This is a genomic window from Pseudoduganella sp. S-14 (genome assembly GCF_049913285.1).
GTDB lineage: Bacteria > Pseudomonadota > Gammaproteobacteria > Burkholderiales > Burkholderiaceae_D > Rugamonas.
On sequence record NZ_CP183991.1, the window covers coordinates 1140627 to 1161284 of the forward strand.

Consider the following 20658-nt stretch of genomic DNA (forward strand, 5'->3'; position numbering starts at 1 on the left):
ATGGGTCAACGTATTGCAGTGCTTGGCGCCGGGCCAATGGGCCTGGCTGTCGCCTACCAGCTGGCGCGTGACGGCCACCACCCTGTGGTTTTCGAGGCCGATGACCGCGTGGGAGGCATGGCAGCGGCTTTCGATTTTTCGGGCTTGTCGATCGAGCGCTACTATCACTTCCACTGCATCTCCGATACCGGCTTCCTGCAGGTGCTGGATGAGCTGGGTCTGCAGTCGAAGATGCACTGGGTCGCCACCAAGATGGGCTATTGGTACCAGAACCGCTTGCAGCCATGGGGCAACCCGCTTGCGCTGCTGAAGTTCCGCGGCCTGAGCCCGCTGGCCAAATTCCGATACGGCCTGCACGCCTTCCTGTCCACCAAGCGCAAGCGGGAAGATTGGCGTCCGCTCGACAAGGTCGAGGCAACCGGCTGGGTGCGCCGCTGGGTCGGCGAGGAAGCCTGGGAAGTGCTGTGGCGGCGCCTGTTCGACTACAAGTTTTACGATTACAGCAATAACCTGTCGGCGGCCTGGATTTGGAGCCGCATCCGCCGTATCGGCACTTCGCGCGCCAGCCTGTTCGAGGAAAAGCTTGGCTACCTCGATGGCGGCTCCGAAACGTTGCTTAATGCCATGCGCGCTGACATCGTCAAGCACGGTGGCGAGGTGTGCCTGTCGACCCCGGTCAGCAAGGTCGTGATGGAGCAGGGCCGGGTGCGGGGGGTCGAGGCCGGCGGTCAGTTCCAGGCTTTCGACAAGGTGGTCAGCACCATCCCGTTGCCCTACGTGCCGCGCGTGATGCCCGACCTGCCGCAGGACGTGCTGGGCAAGTTCCAGGCTGTGAAGAATATCGCCGTCGTGTGTGTGATCGTCAAACTGCGCAAGGCGCTGACGGAAAACTTCTGGCTCAACACCAATGACCCGGACATGGATATTCCGGGCCTAGTTGAATATTCGAACCTGCGTCCTCTCGAAGAACACATCGTCTATGTGCCGTTTTACATGCCGGGCGAGCATTCGAAGTTTGCCGATGCGGACCAGGTGTTCCTGGACAAGGTGCGCAGCTACCTGAAGAAGATCAATCCGACGCTGAGCGACGACGATTTCCTCGACATGCGCGCCAGCCGCTACCGCTACGCGCAGCCAATTTGCGACCCGGGCTACCTGGATAAATTGCCGCCAGTGGCCTTGCCGGTTGAGGGCTTGTGGGTGGCCGACACTTCGTATTACTACCCTGAAGATCGCGGCATCTCGGAGAGTATCGATTTCGGACGCAATATGGCGAAGATGGCTGCCCATGCTGAATAAAGAATTCCTGAAATTCCTGGTTGCAGGCGGGATCGCGGCGGGGGCCAATTTCGGTTCACGCTTCGTGTTCAGCACCTTCCTCGATTATGCGCCAGCAGTGTTTTTTGCCTACCTGGTGGGCATGGCAGTCGCATTTACCCTGATGCGTGGCCATGTTTTCAACGCGCAAGGGGGAGCACTGGCCTCGCAAGTCGGCAAGTTTGTTGGCGTGAATGTGCTGGCCATGTTGCAGACGCTGGCGATCAGCCTGCTCCTGGCGCGGTGGGTGCTGCCCTCGCTTGGCATCGTTCAGCATGCAGAGGCGATGGCCCACCTGGCCGGTGTGCTGGTACCGGTAGTGACCAGCTATTTCGGCCATAAGTTCCTGACCTTCCGATGAACCGGGCTGTTGCGCGAGTTCAATCCATCCTTGGTGACCCGCGCGTTTTCCGGATGATCATTCTGTTGGTCGGCGCCGCCGTCCTGCTGTACCTCGCCGCTATCTTGTGGTTCGGCTGGCGGCAGGCCGCCGCCGCCCTCCGCGCACTCGGGCTGGGCACCTTGCTTGGCGGCGCCGTGCTTGCTTCGACATCCTATCTCTGGCGTTTTCTTCGCTGGGAAGTTGCGCTGCGCTACCTCGGATACCAAGTGCCGCGCCGGCACCATTTGCTGGTCTATCTTGCCGGCCTGGCCCTGACAGCCACGCCGGGAAAATCAGGCGAAACCTTTCGCACTGCACTGCTCTTGCAGTACGGCGTCCGGGCGCCGCACAGCCTGGCCGCCTTTCTGGTGGACCGGGCGACAGACGTGCTGGGCATGTGCCTGCTGGGCTTCCTGGCTTCGTGTCTGGTAGGCCAGGCGCTGTCCTGGGCCTGGCTGCTGGCATTTGCGGCCGCGTTGACTGGCAGCCGCGCATTCGCCTGGTTGCTTCAGCACCAGCGCACCGGGAATCGGTGGGGACGGCTTGCAGGAGCTTGGCAAAACTTGCCGATCAAGGGCAGCCAAGCTGTCCTTGAGAGCTGGGCCAGTTTATGGAAGCTTCCCAGGGTGGCCGCATTTTCGGGCCTGGCCATGGCCGCCTACGGCTCGCAGGCACTAGTGTTCGCATTGTTCTGCCAAGTGGCGGGTACTGGCCTGACGGCCGCCACGTGCGTCTTGATCTTTGTGCAGGCAACCCTGTTCGGCGCTGCAAGCATGGTGCCGGCCGGACTCGGGGCGATGGAAGCCGCGCTGGTGTTCCAGCTAGCCGAGCGCGGCGTGGGAAATGGTGTCGCAGTGTCACTGGCGATCGCCATCCGTCTGGTGACGCTCTGGATGGGGATGGCGATCGGTTTCCTGTCTTTGCTGGCGGCATCGCGCGAGCCCGTGCGAAACTGAACTGGGCCGAAACATATGCTTTGAAAGATCTGGAGTGGGCGTTCCAGAATATCTTTGCCAAGCGCGCCGGCCATCCGCGCATTTGCAAACGTGGCGTGTACGCCAGCTTCCGCTATCCCGACCCGAAGCCAAACAATCTCGATCAAGGCAACGCACGGATCAGCCCGCCCAGAGTCCGCACGGCTCTCCGCCATGATCAACTGAGCGAGGACCCAGCCTTTATCAAATAGAGGGAACCTCGATTTACTGGCAGTTTGAGCGGTGACACCGAAAAAATAGCTGCCTACAAAGCGGCCGCGCCACGATCGCCGCCATTTTCATGGCCATTTTTCTGTCCGAATCCGCCTTTTGGGACGGTTCAGACGGACCTCGGGCGTCAAAACGCCGAAATCTTCGCCTCCTTCAGGTAACAAAGGCGACGCAGGTTGTACGCGGCGGCCTTCCAGTTCAGTTGCAGCGTGGCGCGTGCCAGACCGATCGAGCGCAGCATCTTGCCGCCCAGCTGCGCCATGCCGGCAAAGACATGCTCGACGCGGGCGCGCGGGCTGGCGATGCGCCGGTTGCGGCGCTGCTGAGCCTCGGACAGCGGTTTGTCCTTGTTGCCTTTGCGCTGGATGTGCATGCGGTAGCCCTCACCGGTAAGCCGCTCTTCGCGCTTGTGATTGACGTAGCCTTTGTCGGCATAGATATCCCGGCTGGTATTGGCCGGATCGAGCACGTCTTCAAAATGCAGCGTGTCGTGCTCGCTGGCGGTGCTGATCTTGATTTTTCGGATCAGCTTGCAACGCTTGTCCACGTTCGCCGACAGCTTGTAGCCGAAATAGGATTTGCCGTGCTTTTTGGTCCAGCGCGCATCCAGGTCTTTCTGACGTCGCTTCGGCGGCGACCAGTCGGCTGGCATGGCGTTCTGGTCCACGACGAGGGATTTTTCTTCCTTGTTCAGCGATTGTTTCGGCGCCTGGACGATGGAGGCGTCAATCATCTGGCCGCCTCGGGCGATGTAGCCATGCCGGGCCAGTTGCCGGTTGACGGCGTCGAACACGCTTTCGCTGGCGCCGGCCTTGATCAGGCGCTCTTTGAAAGTCCAGATCGTGGTGCGATCGGGGATCTGGCTGGAGTCGCGCAGGCCGGCGAAGCGCAGGAAACTGAGCCGGTCAAGCAACTGGAATTCCATCTGCTCGTCCGAGAGGTTGAACAGGTGCTGGATCAACAGAATCCGCACCATCACCTCGGTAGGAAACGGTGGTCGTCCGCCGCGCTCGCGGCCGGGCCGTGGCGCTGCTTCATCGACTGCGTCGGCCAGCGCCGCGAAGTCGACATGCCGCTCCAGTACTTGCAGCGCGTCGCCCAGCTTCGTCAGCTTGGCTTCGCGCTCCTGAGCGGCAAACAGGTTGGGTTTCATCATGGCAGTGTCGTCAAGTTTGATGCGCTGACATCATGCCATGGCTGAGGTAGTTTTTCGAGGTACCCTCTCATTTGTATTGCGGAGTTCCATACTTGGGTATTGCCCAATCTTCAGTTTGAAGCGTTCGTGCATTTTACCCAGAAGGAGCAAGTGTTCATGCCGATCCATCCCGTGTGGGAGGAATACCCCGCCTGGCATATATTGGCGAAACCTAGCGGTGCGAACGCTCACCCGGGGAAGGTAATTGAGCTTGATTTGAAGCAGGTTTCCGCGACGGGACTTAGCATCAGCTATGCCGACCAAGATCTGGTTATTAAACGTAACGGCCTCCGGGCAATGCTAACGTTCACCCAGAAACTATCCTGCCCCAATAACAAGTTCGCCGGCGTAAACATCTATCTGACACGCGAAGAGGACGAGGGGGTCTTGCAATTGTTCTGGGATGAGCATGGCAATTTCAAGAAGGCGGATTCCCTCGCGCGCTGGTATCCCGAAGGCGAGGTAAAGGCCCAATACGCCTTCCCCATGCCGCCCAGTGGGGTGCTGCTAGGCATTGAACCTTATGAAATGTCCGGGCAGACCACGATCCGGCGCGTTGAAGTGCACTGCGTCTAGGTGCAACCTGTCCGGGATCGAGGTTTGCTGCACTCATCTTGACGCTCCAGGTCAGCATGGCAAATAATCGCACGTAAGAACTTTCAAGCGCCGCTCCCACCCAACTACGGCGCGATTCCCTTCCATAATCGGCAAATTCCTCTACGCGGCTATCCATTACTTCGCCTTATTGATTTTTCTGTGCGCCTGCTGGGGTATCGGCCAGGCCGCGCTACGCCGCCTTGAGGCGAAAACTTTCCTGGCAGAACCCGGCGACAAGCTGGTATGGCATGGCCTCGCAGCACCCCTTGGAATGGGCATGTACATGACCGTCATCCCGTGGCCGGCAATCGCAGGGCAGTTGCGCCTCGTGCCGTTGGTGATTTTGCTCATATCAGGTCTCGGCCTGTGCCTGCTTGAATGGCGGGCGCTTCCGGCGCGCACTGGGCCACCCCTGGCCCAGCATTGGCAGGAGGCTGACTGGCCCGCACGTGGCATGCTGCTATTGCTCGCCTTGACGGTCCTGCCGACGCTCATCGCTCCCCTATGCCCACCGCTGGCCTTGGATGGCCGGCTCAACGTTAACGGGTGGCTGCGCTATCCATGGTTCCCCTTCAACGCGGACCTGCTCTTCAGCGCAGCCATGCTCACCTATGACGACGTGATGTCGCACCTGCTCAGCGCATTGACTGCATAGCCCACCGCCTTCCTGATTTATCGGGGCGGCAGACGCCATGCCGGCCAAACCGTTGCCTGCATGGCCGTCATCATCTTCTTGTCGTTGACACGCAATGAATACGATACCGCAATGGTCGATACCAGCGCCACGCTGATCATCTTCGCGGGCTGCCTGGTGTTCCATTTCTGGCAGCATCAACCGCAACGGCACGCCCTGATCGCAGTTGCGGCTTTCCTGATCGGCGTTGCCGCGGGCATCAAGTACCAGGCGCTGCAGGTTCTGTCCCCTGTTAGCGATCGCCTTGCTGATGCGGACCCGTTCGTCTCGCGCCTGGCTCATCGCCACGGCCAGCCTGTTGCTGCCATGCGCTTCTTGGTACGCAAGGAACTATTTGTTGACCGGCGCCCCCTTCAATCCTCTCGATGGCAAGTTGTTCGGCCTTAGCGACCGGAACCTGACGGATTACCAGTTCCAGCTCGACGACGTCAAACGCAACGCGGGCTGGCCAAGATGGGTAATCTGGCCTGCGCTGCTAGCGCCCTTCATCCCTATGGTGCGTCGATTGCCGGGAGCACCGGCGGCTATGATCGCGAGTGCTGCGGCGCTGGGCGTCTGGTTGCTGACTTCGCGCTACCCCCGCTACCTGATGCCGTTCTATCCGGTTCTGGCACTGTTGGCAGCGGCCGTCTGGCATTAGACATTTACGACGGCATGGGAGCTGATTGCGCGCGGGCGCGCGTCCAATGGGCAAAAGAAGGCAGCGATGGCCTGCGTTGCCCTGGCGCTGTTGATCGTTGTACCGGTTGCGCTCAAAAATGCATACAAGGGCTGGAAACTCATTGCGCCGACTGCCGACGCACGCGAGGCGATATTGCAGCGGGAGATCACAGGCTATCCGGTGCTAGCCTATTTGCGCGAGCATCCTATGGGCCGCATCTATCAGTTTGGTCTGGAGGACTTGCTGTACTATGCTCCGTTGCGTACGGGAGGCGATCATTTTGGGCCGGGGCGTTACCGCGATTTGGCCGGCCTGGCGCCGTCCGACCTGGCCAGAGCCTTGCGCCAAGCCGGTTACGCCAGCCTGTTGATCCACTGCGGCCGCTGGGCAGGCATCAATACCAAGCCGGTTGGCAAGGACCTGCTTTGAGCCCGCCCTTGGCAAAAGGAAAAATCCTCTGCTATAATTGCGCGCCTTGGCCTGGTAGCTCAGTTGGTAGAGCAGAGGACTGAAAATCCTTGTGTCGGTGGTTCGATTCCGCCCCGGGCCACCAAGAACATCCTAGACAAAACGCCGATCCATGCAGATCGGCGTTTTTTGTTTTGGAAGTCTTCAGTCCTCGTGTCCGGTCTATTCCCGGCGGCCCGCAAGCCGTGCGCGTTGCATCTACCTGGCTATCCGACTTTCGCTACATCCTTCGCCGGCATCTCGCAGGTCGCGAAATACCCTTGGCGCCCCATAGGTGCAGTGCCGCTCATTCATGGCTTGCCCGAATCGCCTTGAGCTGCCAATCATTTTCACGCTGTCGCTCGCTTGGCGGCCGGCCTTGCCACTCATAGACGCCACTGTAAGAAACCCCAAGCACATGGTACGAGTGGCCCAGATGGGCGGATGCTGTGAACTGAAAACATGGTCGCGGGCTACGGTTGCGGGTTTCACTCCGGACTGCTTGGCCACCGCTTCTCGTTTGAACTCTTCAGGGTACCTCGAAAAACTACCTCAGCCATGGCATGATGTCAGCGCATCAAACTTGACGACACTGCCATGATGAAACCCAACCTGTTTGCCGCTCAGGAGCGCGAAGCCAAGCTGACGAAGCTGGGCGACGCGCTGCAAGTACTGGAGCGGCATGTCGACTTCGCGGCGCTGGCCGACGCAGTCGATGAAGCAGCGCCACGGCCCGGCCGCGAGCGCGGCGGACGACCACCGTTTCCTACCGAGGTGATGGTGCGGATTCTGTTGATCCAGCACCTGTTCAACCTCTCGGACGAGCAGATGGAATTCCAGTTGCTTGACCGGCTCAGTTTCCAGCGCTTCGCCGGCCTGCGCGACTCCAGCCAGATCCCCGATCGCACCACGATCTGGACTTTCAAAGAGCGCCTGATCAAGGCCGGCGCCAGCGAAAGCGTGTTCGACGCCGTCAACCGGCAACTGGCCCGGCATGGCTACATCGCCCGAGGCGGCCAGATGATTGACGCCTCCATCGTCCAGGCGCCGAAACAATCGCTGAACAAGGAAGAAAAATCCCTCGTCGTGGACCAGAACGCCATGCCAGCCGACTGGTCGCCGCCGAAGCGACGTCAGAAAGACCTGGATGCGCGCTGGACCAAAAAGCACGGCAAATCCTATTTCGGCTACAAGCTGTCGGCGAACGTGGACAAGCGTTGCAAGCTGATCCGAAAAATCAAGATCAGCACCGCCAGCGAGCACGACACGCTGCATTTTGAAGACGTGCTCGATCCGGCCAATACCAGCCGGGATATCTATGCCGACAAAGGCTACGTCAATCACAAGCGCGAAGAGCGGCTTACCGGTGAGGGCTACCGCATGCACATCCAGCGCAAAGGCAACAAGGACAAACCGCTGTCCGAGGCTCAGCAGCGCCGCAACCGGCGCATCGCCAGCCCGCGCGCCCGCGTCGAGCATGTCTTTGCCGGCATGGCGCAGCTGGGCGGCAAGATGCTGCGCTCGATCGGTCTGGCACGCGCCACGCTGCAACTGAACTGGAAGGCCGCCGCGTACAACCTGCGTCGCCTTTGTTACCTGAAGGAGGCGAAGATTTCGGCGTTTTGACGCCCGAGGTCCGTCTGAACCGTCCCAAAAGGCGGATTCGGACAGAAAAATGGCCATGAAAATGGCGGCGATCATGGCGCGGCCGCTTTGTAGGCAGCTATTTTTTCGGTGTCACCGCTCAAACTGCCAGTAAATCGAGGTTCCCTTCAGTAAATGTTCTACGTTGCTGTACCATGGATCACCTCTGATAATGACATCACACCTAACGGAAGTGTCCGCGCAGGCCGGGGAGGCTCAGACCCTCTTCACCTTGCCTAGAACAACAAGAACGAATCCAATGAAATCACAAAACCTAAGGAACGTTTGCATCGAGCTTTCAGCCATTCTATTTTTAGCAATTGCCTCTGGATTAATCGCCAAGTACGTTCAAGATTTTTCATTTTTTCTTAATGAAAAATGGAGAACCCAAGCGATAATTATATGTTTCCTGCCGATTCTATTTTTCTACATAATAGCCAGGCAGCTTTTACGCCCCTTAGCGGCGTCAATTTTCACTGTTTCAATATTCTTCATCCTCGCGGAAACGAACCGGGTCAAACAAGCTCTCACCGGAGAACCTCTTGGTTGGAACGATATCTCCTCCGCGTCAAACATTTCAGTTATGCGGCATTATATTTCAGGAGATCACCTGTTCCTGATTGCGCTTTTCTTTTCCGTTATTGCCTTAATGATCAAGGTAAATCAATTTTGTGCGCCAACTAAATTAAAAGCTTTGATTTCATTCTCATGCTTAGCAATGTTGGCACCAGTCACATTCTATCCATATCTTGAAAAAATAAGCGATCCACTGAGCCAAAAAGTAAAATACAAACTGTCGGAGCTTGGTGTGGACTACATTTTATGGAATTGGCCCGACAATGTAAGGATGTCAGGCTTACCATTACACTTAATTCAGACCAGCAGGAGGGATATCCCGCCCCCGCCGACAAGTGAAGAAATCTCTCTTTTTTCCTCTCTAAAAAGCCGCGAAAAACCAGTCGCCCATCCGCCTAAGAACGTCATTTTTATACTCTGCGAAGCATGTTGGCACAACGACATTTATTTCAAGAAAGAATTTGCGTCACTTGACAAATTCTCTTTTGAGAAATTTCCCGCGATTTCCCCAGTCTATGGTGGTGGCACTGTAAATTCATCATTTGAACTTTTAACGGGACTCCCATCACAGGGACACCTGACTGGCGTTATTTATCAAGAATATGCCTCAATTCTAAAAGACGATGCTGCAGCATTCCCTCGGGCCTTGCGGGCGAGGGGCTACACCACAATTGCGGTGCACAACCACTATAGGAAATTTTGGAACCGCGACATCATTAATCCAAAACTTGGGTTCGACCGCTTTATTGGCCTCGAAGATATGAATTACACCGGCCCGATCTGGGCAGACGAAGACATCCTTTTCTCAAGAGCGCTCGATGAGATAAAAAATTCAAAAAAACCAGGATTTTACTATTTGACCACCGTCTCCACTCATGGGGGTTATCGCTTTACTAACGATCTAGGGCAACTCGATTACTCGCGGAGGCTGGAGGTGTCAATAAGAAGAATTAGTGATTTTATTGAGAAAACACTGGAAATCGAACCGGATTCAGCAATACTAATAATTGGCGACCACAAGCCGGCACTTACGAGATTTTTCTTTGAGAACAAAATATTGCCAAAAAGCCTTTTCCTTGAGACCGGCGACCGTAACGAAGACTTTAAATTCGTCTCACGTCCTCCGCGCGAAATTCTCGGGGAGATGCCAGCATATTTCTACCACCCCGATAAAGCCAAAGCTATTGAGTTTGCGAAAAAAGCTGCCAATGCGCCTTTCTATTGTCTACCAAGCTTATTTGATGAGATTTTTATTGGCGTCGACTTGCCGTCGTTTGCCTTTTCTCGTGAAGTGGGGGCATGCTCCAAACTGAATACTCATGATTATTACGAAAATATAAAGATCTTCCCCAATTACCTGTACAGGCTCAGCCTATTAAATTAGCTTCTAGGGTACCTCGAAAAACTACCTCAGCCATGGCATGATGTCAGCGCATCAAACTTGACGACACTGCCATGATGAAACCCAACCTGTTTGCCGCTCAGGAGCGCGAAGCCAAGCTGACGAAGCTGGGCGACGCGCTGCAAGTACTGGAGCGGCATGTCGACTTCGCGGCGCTGGCCGACGCAGTCGATGAAGCAGCGCCACGGCCCGGCCGCGAGCGCGGCGGACGACCACCGTTTCCTACCGAGGTGATGGTGCGGATTCTGTTGATCCAGCACCTGTTCAACCTCTCGGACGAGCAGATGGAATTCCAGTTGCTTGACCGGCTCAGTTTCCTGCGCTTCGCCGGCCTGCGCGACTCCAGCCAGATCCCCGATCGCACCACGATCTGGACTTTCAAAGAGCGCCTGATCAAGGCCGGCGCCAGCGAAAGCGTGTTCGACGCCGTCAACCGGCAACTGGCCCGGCATGGCTACATCGCCCGAGGCGGCCAGATGATTGACGCCTCCATCGTCCAGGCGCCGAAACAATCGCTGAACAAGGAAGAAAAATCCCTCGTCGTGGACCAGAACGCCATGCCAGCCGACTGGTCGCCGCCGAAGCGACGTCAGAAAGACCTGGATGCGCGCTGGACCAAAAAGCACGGCAAATCCTATTTCGGCTACAAGCTGTCGGCGAACGTGGACAAGCGTTGCAAGCTGATCCGAAAAATCAAGATCAGCACCGCCAGCGAGCACGACACGCTGCATTTTGAAGACGTGCTCGATCCGGCCAATACCAGCCGGGATATCTATGCCGACAAAGGCTACGTCAATCACAAGCGCGAAGAGCGGCTTACCGGTGAGGGCTACCGCATGCACATCCAGCGCAAAGGCAACAAGGACAAACCGCTGTCCGAGGCTCAGCAGCGCCGCAACCGGCGCATCGCCAGCCCGCGCGCCCGCGTCGAGCATGTCTTTGCCGGCATGGCGCAGCTGGGCGGCAAGATGCTGCGCTCGATCGGTCTGGCACGCGCCACGCTGCAACTGAACTGGAAGGCCGCCGCGTACAACCTGCGTCGCCTTTGTTACCTGAAGGAGGCGAAGATTTCGGCGTTTTGACGCCCGAGGTCCGTCTGAACCGTCCCAAAAGGCGGATTCGGACAGAAAAATGGCCATGAAAATGGCGGCGATCGTGGCGCGGCCGCTTTGTAGGCAGCTATTTTTTCGGTGTCACCGCTCAAACTGCCAGTAAATCGAGGTTCCCGAGAGTGAATAGCAGTGTTACCAACGAGCCAAGGACTTTGCGGCCTTGAGAAAGCATGAAGCCGGCAACCACGATCAGGGCATACGGCACCCACGTGTAGCGGCCGCCGCCTCCCAGCGCAACTATGACGGCTGGATCATGCTTGTTGGCAAAGATTCCTCCCACGATCAACAGGAACGCCGCGATCAGCATCAGCGCGGCAGGGTGGGTTATGCGCTCGCGGAAAGCTTTATCGCGCTGATGGGTATAAGCCATGTAGCCCAGCAGGCCCCAGATGGCCAGCGCGACCACAAAGAGGGCAAAAGAGTCCGGTTCAAACAGCACGAGCTTCGTGAACACGTCCCACCATAACGAGAGGTCGGTGTTGGTTACCCCGGACGATACCCTTTGGTGGGTCAGCAAAATACAAGTCTGGACGATTGCACCGAAGAAGATCGGCAGGTAGATATATTTCTGGCTTTGCCAGTCCTTTTTCAGCCATATGCGCAGCAGTAGAATGGGAGCCAAAATGACTGAAAACGGGCCGGTCAGTGCCATTGGCAAGAGCGCAAGGCCCTTGATCTGTTTGCGGCGCTCAGAACCTTCTGCTTCGACTAAGGCAAAGATGAACAGAGTCGCGCCAATCATCCATTGAGAGTTGGTGACGTTGAAAAACACCTCACCCCAGTTGGGCTGAAGCGAGACCAACCCAACCACCATGACGAGGGGCACAATGCTTCTGTTGGATCTTGCTGCGACCCGGACCACGGCGGACATCATGACCAGATAGGCAAGGATCCAGCCCAAGGTCAGCACCATCGGCCGATGGGGCAGTGCCACCAGCTGGGATAGCGCTGTGATGATCCTCGGGTAGAAATGAAGGTAGCCGGCATAGGGATGGAAAATCGCCGCCAACCCCAATGCCTCAGCCTCATTCAGGAAAACGGGGCCGTCCTCGGCCCACAAGTAGCGTGCGGGATCAAACTGCACGAATCCGGTTCTTGGCAACAAGGCAAGCAGCGCAACGGTAAATGCAATTGCATAATATCTCCAGGAAACCCTGCTTGCGGTCTTGGATACGCTGCTTTGCTGCATTGAAACTTCCATTAATCAGAGCTAAATATTCCATTGTAAATTATCCAATAGATCATGTCAGCCTTGCCTTAAGTTAAAATATTGTCATGAGTGCACCATTCATCGATGCCGGCCAGATTGCGTTCATGCGCGGGGGCGTCTCGATCAGCGTGGCTAGTTGCGATCGCAACGGCATGCCCCAGCTTGTGCGCGCCATCGGCTGCCGCGTCAGCGACGACGGCCGCCGCGTCACGGTCTTTGTGCCGGAAGCCAAGTCGCAAGCGGTGCAGCGCGATATCTTTGCCAGCGGCGCCATCGCCGTGGCGTTCACCCAGCCATCCACCCACCGCACCATGCAGTTGAAGAGCCGTGATGCACGCGTGACGGCGCTGCAGCCGGATGATGTGCAACTGGTCGAGGCTTACCGCGATGCTTTCGTGGCGGAGGTTGGGGCGATCGGCTTCCACGAAAAAATGGTGCGCACCCTGCTGTCCTGCCCGCCCGAAGAACTGGTGGCGCTGAGCTTTTGCCCGAGCGAAGCGTACAGCCAGACGCCGGGTCCCAAGGCCGGCAAGAAGCTGGAGGCCGGCGAATGAACACGATCATGCTCGACACCATCCGCGAGTGTTTCGAAGGCGTGATCCCGGCGGTGCTGGGCACGGCAGACCTGGCCGGCATGCCAAATGCCTCCTACTTGTCGCAAGTGCAGTACATGGACCGCGACCACGTGGCGCTGTCCTACCAGTTCTTCAACAAGACACGCGCCAATATTCTGGCCAACCCGAATGCGCGCCTGACCGTGGTCAATCCTTATACGGGCGCCCAGTATTCGCTGGCGCTGCAATACCTGCGCACCGAAACCTCCGGCCAACTATTCGAAAGCATGAAGGCCAAGCTGGCGGGCCTGGCTTCGCATGTCGGCATGACGGGCGTTTTCAGGCTTCTTGGCTCCGATGTGTTCCGGGTGACGGAGATCATCTGCGTGGACCGTGACGTGGCGCCGCCGCCACCGCCGCCGCGCAATACGCTGGCCGCGCTGCGCCTGTGCTCCGAGCGCCTGCTGGCTTGCCGCGACCTGGCGCAACTGTTCGACGAAACCATGGCTTGCCTGAACGAGAAGATGGGCATCAGCCATGCCATGCTGCTGCTGCACGATCCTCAGGCGGCCTGCCTTTACACGGTGGCCAGCCACGGTTACCAGCAATCGGGCGTAGGGTCGGAAATTCCTTTGGGGCAGGGCGTGATTGGCGTCGCCGCGCGCGAAGGCACTGCAATCCGCATCAGCCACATGACGGCCGAATACAGCTACAGCCGCGCGATCCGGCAGCAGGCGGAAGACACCGGGCTGGGGCATGCGCTGCAGACTGAGATTCCCTTTCCCGGGTTGGCCGAATCGCGCAGCCAGCTCGCCGTGCCGATCCAGGGTTGCGAGCGCCTGATCGGCGTGCTTTACGTGGAAAGCCCGCAGGACCTGCGCTTTACCTACGACGATGAGGATGCGCTGGTAACCTTGTGCGGCCAGCTGGCGATGGCAATGCATATCATGCAGAACGTGCCTGTCCCCGAGCCCGAGCCCGAAGGGGAGGCCGCGCCCGATGTGCGAGGCTCGCCACTGGCAGTGCGCCATTTCGCCGACAACGACTCTGTCTTCTTCGGAAACGACTACATGATCAAGGGCGTGGCCGGCGCCGTGCTGTGGGCACTGCTGCAGGACTTTACTGCGCATGGCAAGACGGCTTTCAGCAACCGCGAACTGCGCCTGGACCAGCGCCTACGCCTGCCGGACGTCAGTGACAACCTGGAGGCGCGACTGGTGCTGCTGGCGCGGCGCCTGTGCGAGCGCGAAGCGCCGGTGCGGATCGAGAAAACGGGACGCGGACATTTCCGCCTTTGCGTCGAGCGCCCCTTACAGTTGACCGAAGCCTGAGCGGGCCATACCTCATGCCGCGATGGGCTGGGACGCTTCAAGTGCAGCTTCCAGCTTTTGCATATCGCGCGTACTGATCAGGCTGCGCGTCAACGCCAGCACGCCTTTGAACACGTGCGGCGGCATTCCGGCGCGCATGCCCAGCAGCAGGCCCGCGCGTTCGGCCGGGCTCACGGCGGGAATCATCCAGCGCATGGTCGACTGCATTTCCTCCGGCGTAATGGCAGCGATGATGCTATCGTGGATCTGGTGCAGTTCCTCGTCGGAGTAGCAGGCCCACAGCACGGCATTGTGCTCGGTTTCCTCCAGGTTCATGTGCACCAGGTTTTCGCCGATGAAGACCGACAGTTGCAAGTACAGGTGTTCCAGGTGCTGGAAGCGGGCGCTGCCGACCGCACTGGCGCAGTGGTCGCACAGGGCCAGCAGCTTGTCGATGGCCCAGTCGTGGTGGTCATGGTCGCCTTCGGCCAGCTGCGCCGAGCCGGGGCGGCGCGCGTTCATTGCAGGATGCACGAAATCGCGCTCGTGTTGCAGGTGCTTGCGCATCATGGCCAGTAGTTCGCGCACCTGCGCCAGGCTGGCCTGCAGGTCTTCGTTATCGGCCGCATCGGTGCGGGACAGGCGGCTTTCGGTGTCGCTCATGAAGTTGCGCAGCGCCTTGTGGATGCCGGAATACATATTGATTCGTGGTTTGCTCATGTGATTCATCCTCGGGTGGGTACGAAGAGAATGGTAGTCATTAAGACATTGCCGCGTTCTTAAAAACTCCCTCAGCAAACCTTAAAAACTTCTTAAGCAAAAGTCGGGGTCAGATACCGTCTTGGACGGCAAGCCTTTTTTCCATGTATTTCGGGTCAAAGGGCTTGCCTGACTTAACTACCCCGTAAATCAAGTGCACTAACTTGCGCATAATTGCGCCGGCGACGGCCATTTTGGAGAGGCCGTTGGCCTCTAAACGTTGGCCAAACTGCTTCAGGATAGGGTTGTGACGTTTTGCAACGAGGCTTGGCAGGAATAAAGCTGCTCGCAGGTGTTTGTTCCCCATACGAGTCATCATTGTCCGGCCTCGTATTGAGGTTCCGGATTGTCGTTGCCTGGGTGTGACCCCGATGAACGCTGCAAGCGCCTTCGCATTTCCGAAGCGCCGAACATCCCCCACGTGGCCTAAGACCTTTACCGCTGTCGTACGGCCTAGCCCGGGAATGCTTTCAATGAGCTCTGCATCCTGTTTAAGCCCTGGATGGCGGTCAATGTGATCGTCGATATCCCGTGCTATTTGCGCAATTTGCGCATCCAGCCATTTGATATGAGCCTGGACATGAGGGATAACATCCTGTTGTTTGGCTGTTTCATGCGCTTCTAAACGATTCAACTCCTGCTGGCGCATATCTTGAAGTGCAGTCAGCCTGTTGCCCCAGGCCCGTAACTGGCGCTGTTCACGTGATGGCGCATCCCAAGATGGCGGCGCCATCGCTGCACAGTAGCGAGCAATTAATCCAGCATCAACTTGGTCGTTCTTGTTGCGGATATTCTCGCTGCTGCCAAAACTTTTGATGCAGTTCGGATTGACCAAGCTGACTTTAATCCCTTTGTCAAACCAATACAGGGCGATAGGTTCGCTATAGACGCCTGTCGACTCAAGGCAAATATGGGTTTCCAGCAGAGAAATCTTCTGCTTGTTCAGCCAGACTTCCAGCTCTGCGAATCCTTCTTGGGAGTTCGGAACTGCTTTCGCCTTGACTTTGCCATCAACTAGCAAGGCTACATCCAACTTACGCTTGCTGACATCAATCCCTACGACCGGCGTATTCATCTCGTCCACCTTTCTCGTATGCAGGCTTACCCAAGGGGCGACCTAAGATACCGTCCGGCGTCCAGATGAACAAGTGGGCAAGGTCACCTATCTGACCCACAAGCTCAATGGCTTCCACTCTGTTCGGTGAGACCTTGCCCCGCCGCCTTCAGAATCCTAATATCTTCTTCCAAAGGTGCAGATTCAATATACGAGATCTGGCAATCCGCCAACATGGCGAATTGCCAGACCTGACCCCGACTTTCATGGTGCACGTTGACGCGACTTCAGCGTGGCGCCGTCGGGGGCGAACAGCAGCACGTGCTCGCCCATGCGCGGGCGGCCGTCGGGGCCGGGCGCGAGGGGGACGGGTGGCGTGGACTGGTACAGCCAGACTTCGCGTCCGCTGCCGAAGCGCAGGCTGAGCTGGGGCGGCCCCAGTGCGGCACGCGTTGCCGCGCGGTCGCGCGGGGCGGCCGGGCTGGCGGGTGGCGGGTCGTCCATGTATTCGAAGCCCAGCAGGGTGTCGTCCGGCCAGCTGCGGTCCCATATCGGGGCGAAGTAGCTGCGGTCGAGCAGCACCTGGCAGTCGCAGTAGGGCATTTCAGCGGCGGGCGGGTTGCCCGCGTACAGCGCGTGGAAGGGCAGGGTGGCGCGCCGCTCGCCCGCTTGCAGGGTGATGGAGAACAATGGTTTTTCTACAAAGAACAGATAATTGCCGTGTGGGTCGCTGCACACCTTGTCCGGACTGCGCAGGAATTCATCGAGCCAGGCAAACAGGTGAGCGTTGTTGGAGACCAGCCCGGCCTCCATGCCGACCAGGCATTCCAGCCGCAGGTCGCCCAGGCGCCGCATCCCCTCCGGCACGCCGGGGCTGCGCACCTCGGCGCGCCACGTCATGGACAGGGTCTTGCGGTTGGCGAGGACGGCGCTGTCTTCGCGCCACAGCAGTTCGTTGTAGTCCAGCGTGAAGCTGTTGTCGGCGCCGACCGGCACCGCCATGCTGGTAGTATCGCCCACCACCTTCAGCCTGATGCCTTGCATATCGGTGCCCGGCTGGCGCGGCAGGAGGCGGAAGCGCAGCGTGGCCTGCGGCGCCAGCGCGTGCTCGCGCTTGAAGCGCTCCACGCCCTGCAGCATCTTGCGGTAGGACTTGTCCACCGGGGAGCGAGTGCCAGGCACCTCTACCGTGGGCAGGGCCAAGGCCAGGGCCAGCAGCATTGTCGTTTTCCACATAATTGCAGATTGTGGCATCCTGCTGAAATCCTCGCACAAATGAATGCGCGCAATAGTGCGCCCAGATACTGATGATCAACGAAGCCCCGGCGCTTGAGAGTCTGTCAACCAAGTATGAACTCCTGGTATCCAGCATCAGCGACTACGCGATCTATATGATGGACACCGAAGGCCGCATCAGTAGCTGGAATGCAGGTGCCCAGCGTTTCAACGGCTTCAGCGAAAGCGAGGTGCTCGGCATGCATTTCTCGCGCTTCCATACGCCGGAAGACCAGCAGGCCGGCCTGGCGCAGCGCGCGCTCGCAACCGCTCTGCGCGAAGGGCGTTTTGAAAGCGAGGGCTGGCGGGTGCGCAAGGATGGTTCCTTGTTCTGGGCCAGCGTGGTGATCGATCCGATCTATACGCGCGACGGCGACCACGTCGGCTTTGCCAACGTCACGCGCGATGTCACGGAGGGCAGGCGCGTCATGGAGGCGCTGCGTGAAAGTGAACAGCGTTTCCGCCTGCTTGTGCAGGGCGTGATCGACTACGCCATCTACATGCTGTCGCCGCAAGGCCTGATCACCAACTGGAACCTGGGGGCGCAACGCATCAAGGGCTACGCGCCGGAGGAGGTGCTTGGCAGCCACTATCGACGCTTCTTTACTGAAGCGGACAAGGCTGCCGGCGTGCCGGAACGGGCGCTGGAAGTTGCGGCGCGCGCGGGCCGCTACGAAAGCGAAGGCTGGCGCGTGCGCAAGGACGGCACGTGCTTCTGGGCCCACGCCGTGATCGATGCGCTGTACGACGACGATGGCGAGTTGCTCGGCTTCGCCAAGGTCACGCGCGACAACACCGAACAGCGTCAGGCGCAGGAATCGCTGGAGCAGGCGCGCGCGGCCTTGTTCCAGGCGCAGAAAATGGAATCGATCGGCCAGCTGACCGGCGGCGTGGCGCACGACTTCAACAACCTGCTGGCGGTGGTATCGAACGGCATCGACATCTTGCGCACGGCGCCGCCGGCAGCGGCGGGTGCGCGAGTACTGGACAGCATGCGTCGCGCGGTCGACCGCGGGGCCGCATTGACGCAACAACTGCTGGCCTTTGCGCGCCAGCAGCCACTGGCGCCCAGCGTGCAGCAGCTGAACCGCCTGGTGCTGGGCTTCGAAGGCGTGCTGCGGCGCGCGGCCGGCCCGCTGATGCGCTTTGAAATGGACCTCGATCCGAAACTGCGCCAGGCCTCGATCGATGAAGCGCGCTTCGAGGCGGCCTTGCTCAACCTGGTGGTCAATGCGCGCGATGCCATGCCAGAAGGCGGCACGCTGGAAATCACCACGTGTAACGTCATGCTCGAAGCCAACCAGGCAGGCGCGCTGCCTGCCGGCGACTATGTGCGGGTAAGCGTCGCCGACACCGGCACGGGCATGAGCGAAGAGGTGCGCCGGCGCGCCTTCGAACCGTTTTATACCACCAAGGAAGTCGGCAAGGGCTCCGGCCTGGGCTTGAGCCAGGTGTACGGCTTTATCGTGCAGTCCGGCGGCGGCGTCACGATCGACACCGAGGAAGGCAAGGGCACCACCATCAACCTCTTCCTGCCGGCCCTGGAAGAGTCGGTGCCGGAAGCGCCGGCGCCGCTGCCGCCGCGCGAGGAGCGCGTGCTGATCGTGGAAGACGACCCGCTGGTGATGGAGTCGGCGCGCGAATTGTTCCAGTCCATGGGCTACGCCACTTTGCATGCGAGCGACGCGGCAGCTGCCTTGCGCGCCCTGCAGCGCGACAGCGAGGTCGATGTGCTGTTCAGCGACGTGATGATGCCGAACGGGATGACGGGACTGGATCTGGCGCGCGAGGTACGCCTGCGCTACCCGCACGTCAAGATTATCCTGGCCTCAGGCTTCCCCCAATCCGACGAAGAGTTTTCCATCATCGGCAAGCCGTATCGCCTGGCCGACCTGGCCCGCCAGCTGCGCACGGGTTGACGGCTGACTGGCTGGGTTACACTCTACGACTTTGGCACAAGCCGTCGAGGGGACATGAAAAAAATCGTATTGGGAGGATTGGCCATGCTGATGGCTGGCAGCGCCATGGCGGCGTCGGTACAGGACGTGGCGGAGCGCTACCGCAAGCTGGTACTGGCCATCGGCCAGCACGACGCCAGTTATGTTGACGCATACTACGGCCCGCCGGAACTGGCGCAGCAGGCGGCGCAGGCCAAGCAAAGCCTGGCATCGATCAAGGCCGGCGTGGTGGCGGCCCAGCGCGACATCGCGCAGCAGAAGGCCGCTGGCGCCGACGAAGCGTTGCGCATCGAGTTCCTTGCCAGGCAGCTCAAGGCCATGCAAGCCCGCGTCGACATGCTGGAAGGCCGCAAATTCAGCTTCGACGAAGAGACCGCGTTGCTGTACGACGCCGTCACCCCGCACCACGACCGCGCCTACTACATGGCGCTGGTGGCGCAGGTCGACAAGCTGCTGCCCGGCGAGGGTTCGCTGCCGGAGCGCTTGAAAGCTTTCCGCGCCAAGTTCGCGATCCCTAAAGACAGGCTGCAGCCCGTGTTCAATGCCTCGATTGCTGCCTGCCGCGAGCGCACCGCCGCCTTCATGGCTTTGCCGCAGAAGGAAAGCTTCGTGCTGGAGTTCGTGGCCAACAAGCCGTGGTCAGGCTATAACTGGTACAAGGGCAATGCGCATAGCCTGATCCAGATCAATACCGAGTTCCCGATCTACATCGAGCGTGCTGTGGACCTGGGCTGCCACGAAGGCTATCCGGGCCATCACGTCTATAACGCCTTGCTGGAGCAGGCGCTGGTCAAGCAGCGCAACTGGGTGGAGTTCAGCGTGTACCCGCTGTACTCGCCGATGTCGCTGATTGCCGAGGGCAGCGCGAACTACGGCATCGAAATGGCCTTCACCGACGAAGAACGCCTGGCCTTCGAGCAGAAGGTGCTGTATCCCTTGGCGGGGCTGGACCCGGAACTGGCGCCGCAATACGCGCAGCTCATGAAATTGCTCGGCAAGCTGAGCTACGCCGACAACGATGCGGCGCAAGCTTACCTGGAAGGGAAGTGGAGCCGCGAGCAGACCATCGAATGGCTGGTGAACGTAGCCTTGTACCCGCCGGAGAAATCGGCGCAGCGCCTGTCCTTCTATGACGCCAACCGCGGTTATGTCATCAACTACAACCTGGGCAAGGACCTGGTCAAGGCCTGGGTGGAAAAACATGTGACGGCCACCGATCCGGTGGCCGCCCGCAAGCAGCGCTGGGAAGCGTTCAAGACTTTGTTGTCGTCTCCTCGCCTGGCCAGCGGCCTACGCTGATGAGCTG

The 20658-nt window shown here is 59.1% G+C and carries 20 protein-coding genes and 1 tRNA gene; 16 read left to right on the plus strand and 5 right to left on the minus strand.

The features are described from left to right. The 4 genes from ACN9MZ_RS05270 to ACN9MZ_RS05285 are packed head-to-tail and all read left to right on the plus strand — an operon-like array spanning position 1 to position 2885. Positions 1-1299 carry an NAD(P)/FAD-dependent oxidoreductase gene (locus tag ACN9MZ_RS05270; protein ID WP_426341203.1) on the plus strand — a complete coding sequence of 433 codons (1299 nt, stop codon included), beginning with the start codon at positions 1-3 and terminating at the stop codon, positions 1297-1299. Beyond that, positions 1289-1678: a GtrA family protein gene (locus ACN9MZ_RS05275; RefSeq protein ID WP_426341204.1), complete on the plus strand. Its 390-nt coding sequence runs from the start codon at positions 1289-1291 to the stop codon at positions 1676-1678. The genes ACN9MZ_RS05270 and ACN9MZ_RS05275 overlap by 11 nt, the downstream gene beginning before the upstream one ends. 53 nt (positions 1679-1731) lie before the next feature. Further along, positions 1732-2655, plus strand: coding sequence for a lysylphosphatidylglycerol synthase transmembrane domain-containing protein (locus ACN9MZ_RS05280; RefSeq protein ID WP_426341205.1), 924 nt, complete (start codon positions 1732-1734; stop codon positions 2653-2655). Between the two features lie 20 nt (positions 2656-2675). Further along, on the plus strand, positions 2676-2885 hold the full coding sequence (locus ACN9MZ_RS05285; RefSeq protein WP_426341206.1) for a hypothetical protein: 210 nt from the start codon (positions 2676-2678) through the stop codon (positions 2883-2885). A 146-nt stretch (positions 2886-3031) separates the two neighbouring features. Here ACN9MZ_RS05285 and ACN9MZ_RS05290 read toward each other — a convergent pair whose 3' ends face one another. Further along, positions 3032-4060, minus strand: a complete 1029-nt coding sequence (locus ACN9MZ_RS05290; protein ID WP_426339717.1) for an IS5 family transposase — start codon at positions 4058-4060, stop codon at positions 3032-3034. A gap of 156 nt (positions 4061-4216) precedes the next feature. Here ACN9MZ_RS05290 and ACN9MZ_RS05295 point away from each other — a divergent pair, with 156 nt between their 5' ends. The 8 genes from ACN9MZ_RS05295 (at position 4217) to ACN9MZ_RS05330 (ending at position 11202) form a co-directional block, all read left to right on the plus strand. Next, a complete protein-coding gene (locus tag ACN9MZ_RS05295; RefSeq protein ID WP_426341207.1) occupies positions 4217-4675 on the plus strand; it encodes a hypothetical protein in 459 nt (152 codons plus the stop codon). Positions 4676-4973: 298 nt separating this feature from the next. Next, positions 4974-5351: a hypothetical protein gene (locus ACN9MZ_RS05300; protein WP_426341208.1), complete on the plus strand. Its 378-nt coding sequence runs from the start codon at positions 4974-4976 to the stop codon at positions 5349-5351. Positions 5352-5411: 60 nt separating this feature from the next. Beyond that, the gene (locus ACN9MZ_RS05305) at positions 5412-5777 is read left to right on the plus strand and encodes a hypothetical protein (RefSeq protein ID WP_426341209.1); all 366 of its coding nucleotides are present in this window, start codon (positions 5412-5414) and stop codon (positions 5775-5777) included. 319 nt (positions 5778-6096) lie between these two features. Then, positions 6097-6480, plus strand: coding sequence for a hypothetical protein (locus ACN9MZ_RS05310; protein ID WP_426341210.1), 384 nt, complete (start codon positions 6097-6099; stop codon positions 6478-6480). A 48-nt stretch (positions 6481-6528) separates the two neighbouring features. Continuing rightward, a tRNA-Phe gene (locus ACN9MZ_RS05315) sits at positions 6529-6604 on the plus strand. A 491-nt stretch (positions 6605-7095) separates the two neighbouring features. Continuing rightward, positions 7096-8124, plus strand: coding sequence for an IS5 family transposase (locus ACN9MZ_RS05320; protein WP_426338225.1), 1029 nt, complete (start codon positions 7096-7098; stop codon positions 8122-8124). A gap of 277 nt (positions 8125-8401) precedes the next feature. Then, positions 8402-10102 (plus strand): LTA synthase family protein, encoded by a 1701-nt coding sequence (locus ACN9MZ_RS05325; RefSeq protein ID WP_426341211.1) that lies wholly within the window; start codon positions 8402-8404, stop codon positions 10100-10102. 71 nt (positions 10103-10173) lie between these two features. Further along, positions 10174-11202 (plus strand): IS5 family transposase, encoded by a 1029-nt coding sequence (locus ACN9MZ_RS05330; protein WP_426339717.1) that lies wholly within the window; start codon positions 10174-10176, stop codon positions 11200-11202. Positions 11203-11320: 118 nt separating this feature from the next. On the opposite strand, the gene ACN9MZ_RS05335 is transcribed toward ACN9MZ_RS05330, so the two are convergent. Next, the gene (locus ACN9MZ_RS05335) at positions 11321-12421 is read right to left on the minus strand and encodes a hypothetical protein (protein ID WP_426341212.1); all 1101 of its coding nucleotides are present in this window, start codon (positions 12419-12421) and stop codon (positions 11321-11323) included. Positions 12422-12507: 86 nt separating this feature from the next. Here ACN9MZ_RS05335 and ACN9MZ_RS05340 point away from each other — a divergent pair, with 86 nt between their 5' ends. Together ACN9MZ_RS05340 and ACN9MZ_RS05345 are read left to right on the plus strand one after the other, a co-directional pair. Then, a complete protein-coding gene (locus ACN9MZ_RS05340; protein WP_426341213.1) occupies positions 12508-12996 on the plus strand; it encodes a hypothetical protein in 489 nt (162 codons plus the stop codon). Next, positions 12993-14327 carry a GAF domain-containing protein gene (locus ACN9MZ_RS05345; protein ID WP_426341214.1) on the plus strand — a complete coding sequence of 445 codons (1335 nt, stop codon included), beginning with the start codon at positions 12993-12995 and terminating at the stop codon, positions 14325-14327. The genes ACN9MZ_RS05340 and ACN9MZ_RS05345 overlap by 4 nt, the downstream gene beginning before the upstream one ends. 12 nt (positions 14328-14339) lie before the next feature. On the opposite strand, the gene ACN9MZ_RS05350 is transcribed toward ACN9MZ_RS05345, so the two are convergent. The 3 genes from ACN9MZ_RS05350 to ACN9MZ_RS05360 form a co-directional block, all read right to left on the minus strand. Further along, the gene (locus tag ACN9MZ_RS05350; protein ID WP_426341215.1) at positions 14340-15026 is read right to left on the minus strand and encodes a hypothetical protein; all 687 of its coding nucleotides are present in this window, start codon (positions 15024-15026) and stop codon (positions 14340-14342) included. A 109-nt stretch (positions 15027-15135) separates the two neighbouring features. Beyond that, positions 15136-16140 carry an IS110 family transposase gene (locus tag ACN9MZ_RS05355; protein ID WP_426338545.1) on the minus strand — a complete coding sequence of 335 codons (1005 nt, stop codon included), beginning with the start codon at positions 16138-16140 and terminating at the stop codon, positions 15136-15138. A gap of 243 nt (positions 16141-16383) precedes the next feature. Next, entirely contained in the window at positions 16384-17340 is a 957-nt protein-coding gene (locus ACN9MZ_RS05360) for a hypothetical protein (protein WP_426341216.1), read from the minus strand. An 86-nt stretch (positions 17341-17426) separates the two neighbouring features. Here ACN9MZ_RS05360 and ACN9MZ_RS05365 point away from each other — a divergent pair, with 86 nt between their 5' ends. Both ACN9MZ_RS05365 and ACN9MZ_RS05370 read left to right on the plus strand, forming a co-directional pair. Next, entirely contained in the window at positions 17427-19313 is a 1887-nt protein-coding gene (locus ACN9MZ_RS05365) for a PAS domain S-box protein (protein WP_426341217.1), read from the plus strand. 54 nt (positions 19314-19367) lie between these two features. Beyond that, entirely contained in the window at positions 19368-20651 is a 1284-nt protein-coding gene (locus tag ACN9MZ_RS05370) for a hypothetical protein (protein ID WP_426341218.1), read from the plus strand. The last annotated feature ends 7 nt before the right edge of the window (positions 20652-20658 follow it).

Bases quoted from the DNA above. Each gene is read 5' to 3' on its own strand.
- ACN9MZ_RS05270 (WP_426341203.1), top strand. From the start codon at position 1: ATGGGTCAACGTATTGCAGTGCTTGGCGCCGGGCCAATGGGCCTGGCT.
- ACN9MZ_RS05275 (WP_426341204.1), top strand. From the start codon at position 1,289: ATGCTGAATAAAGAATTCCTGAAATTCCTGGTTGCAGGCGGGATCGCG.
- ACN9MZ_RS05280 (WP_426341205.1), top strand. From the start codon at position 1,732: ATGATCATTCTGTTGGTCGGCGCCGCCGTCCTGCTGTACCTCGCCGCT.
- ACN9MZ_RS05290 (WP_426339717.1), bottom strand. From the start codon at position 4,060: ATGATGAAACCCAACCTGTTTGCCGCTCAGGAGCGCGAAGCCAAGCTG.
- ACN9MZ_RS05295 (WP_426341207.1), top strand. From the start codon at position 4,217: ATGCCGATCCATCCCGTGTGGGAGGAATACCCCGCCTGGCATATATTG.
- ACN9MZ_RS05300 (WP_426341208.1), top strand. From the start codon at position 4,974: ATGTACATGACCGTCATCCCGTGGCCGGCAATCGCAGGGCAGTTGCGC.
- ACN9MZ_RS05305 (WP_426341209.1), top strand. From the start codon at position 5,412: ATGGCCGTCATCATCTTCTTGTCGTTGACACGCAATGAATACGATACC.
- ACN9MZ_RS05310 (WP_426341210.1), top strand. From the start codon at position 6,097: ATGGCCTGCGTTGCCCTGGCGCTGTTGATCGTTGTACCGGTTGCGCTC.
- ACN9MZ_RS05320 (WP_426338225.1), top strand. From the start codon at position 7,096: ATGATGAAACCCAACCTGTTTGCCGCTCAGGAGCGCGAAGCCAAGCTG.
- ACN9MZ_RS05325 (WP_426341211.1), top strand. From the start codon at position 8,402: ATGAAATCACAAAACCTAAGGAACGTTTGCATCGAGCTTTCAGCCATT.
- ACN9MZ_RS05330 (WP_426339717.1), top strand. From the start codon at position 10,174: ATGATGAAACCCAACCTGTTTGCCGCTCAGGAGCGCGAAGCCAAGCTG.
- ACN9MZ_RS05335 (WP_426341212.1), bottom strand. From the start codon at position 12,421: ATGCAGCAAAGCAGCGTATCCAAGACCGCAAGCAGGGTTTCCTGGAGA.
- ACN9MZ_RS05340 (WP_426341213.1), top strand. From the start codon at position 12,508: ATGAGTGCACCATTCATCGATGCCGGCCAGATTGCGTTCATGCGCGGG.
- ACN9MZ_RS05345 (WP_426341214.1), top strand. From the start codon at position 12,993: ATGAACACGATCATGCTCGACACCATCCGCGAGTGTTTCGAAGGCGTG.
- ACN9MZ_RS05350 (WP_426341215.1), bottom strand. From the start codon at position 15,026: ATGAGCAAACCACGAATCAATATGTATTCCGGCATCCACAAGGCGCTG.
- ACN9MZ_RS05355 (WP_426338545.1), bottom strand. From the start codon at position 16,140: ATGAATACGCCGGTCGTAGGGATTGATGTCAGCAAGCGTAAGTTGGAT.
- ACN9MZ_RS05360 (WP_426341216.1), bottom strand. From the start codon at position 17,340: ATGCTGCTGGCCCTGGCCTTGGCCCTGCCCACGGTAGAGGTGCCTGGC.
- ACN9MZ_RS05365 (WP_426341217.1), top strand. From the start codon at position 17,427: ATGATCAACGAAGCCCCGGCGCTTGAGAGTCTGTCAACCAAGTATGAA.
- ACN9MZ_RS05370 (WP_426341218.1), top strand. From the start codon at position 19,368: ATGAAAAAAATCGTATTGGGAGGATTGGCCATGCTGATGGCTGGCAGC.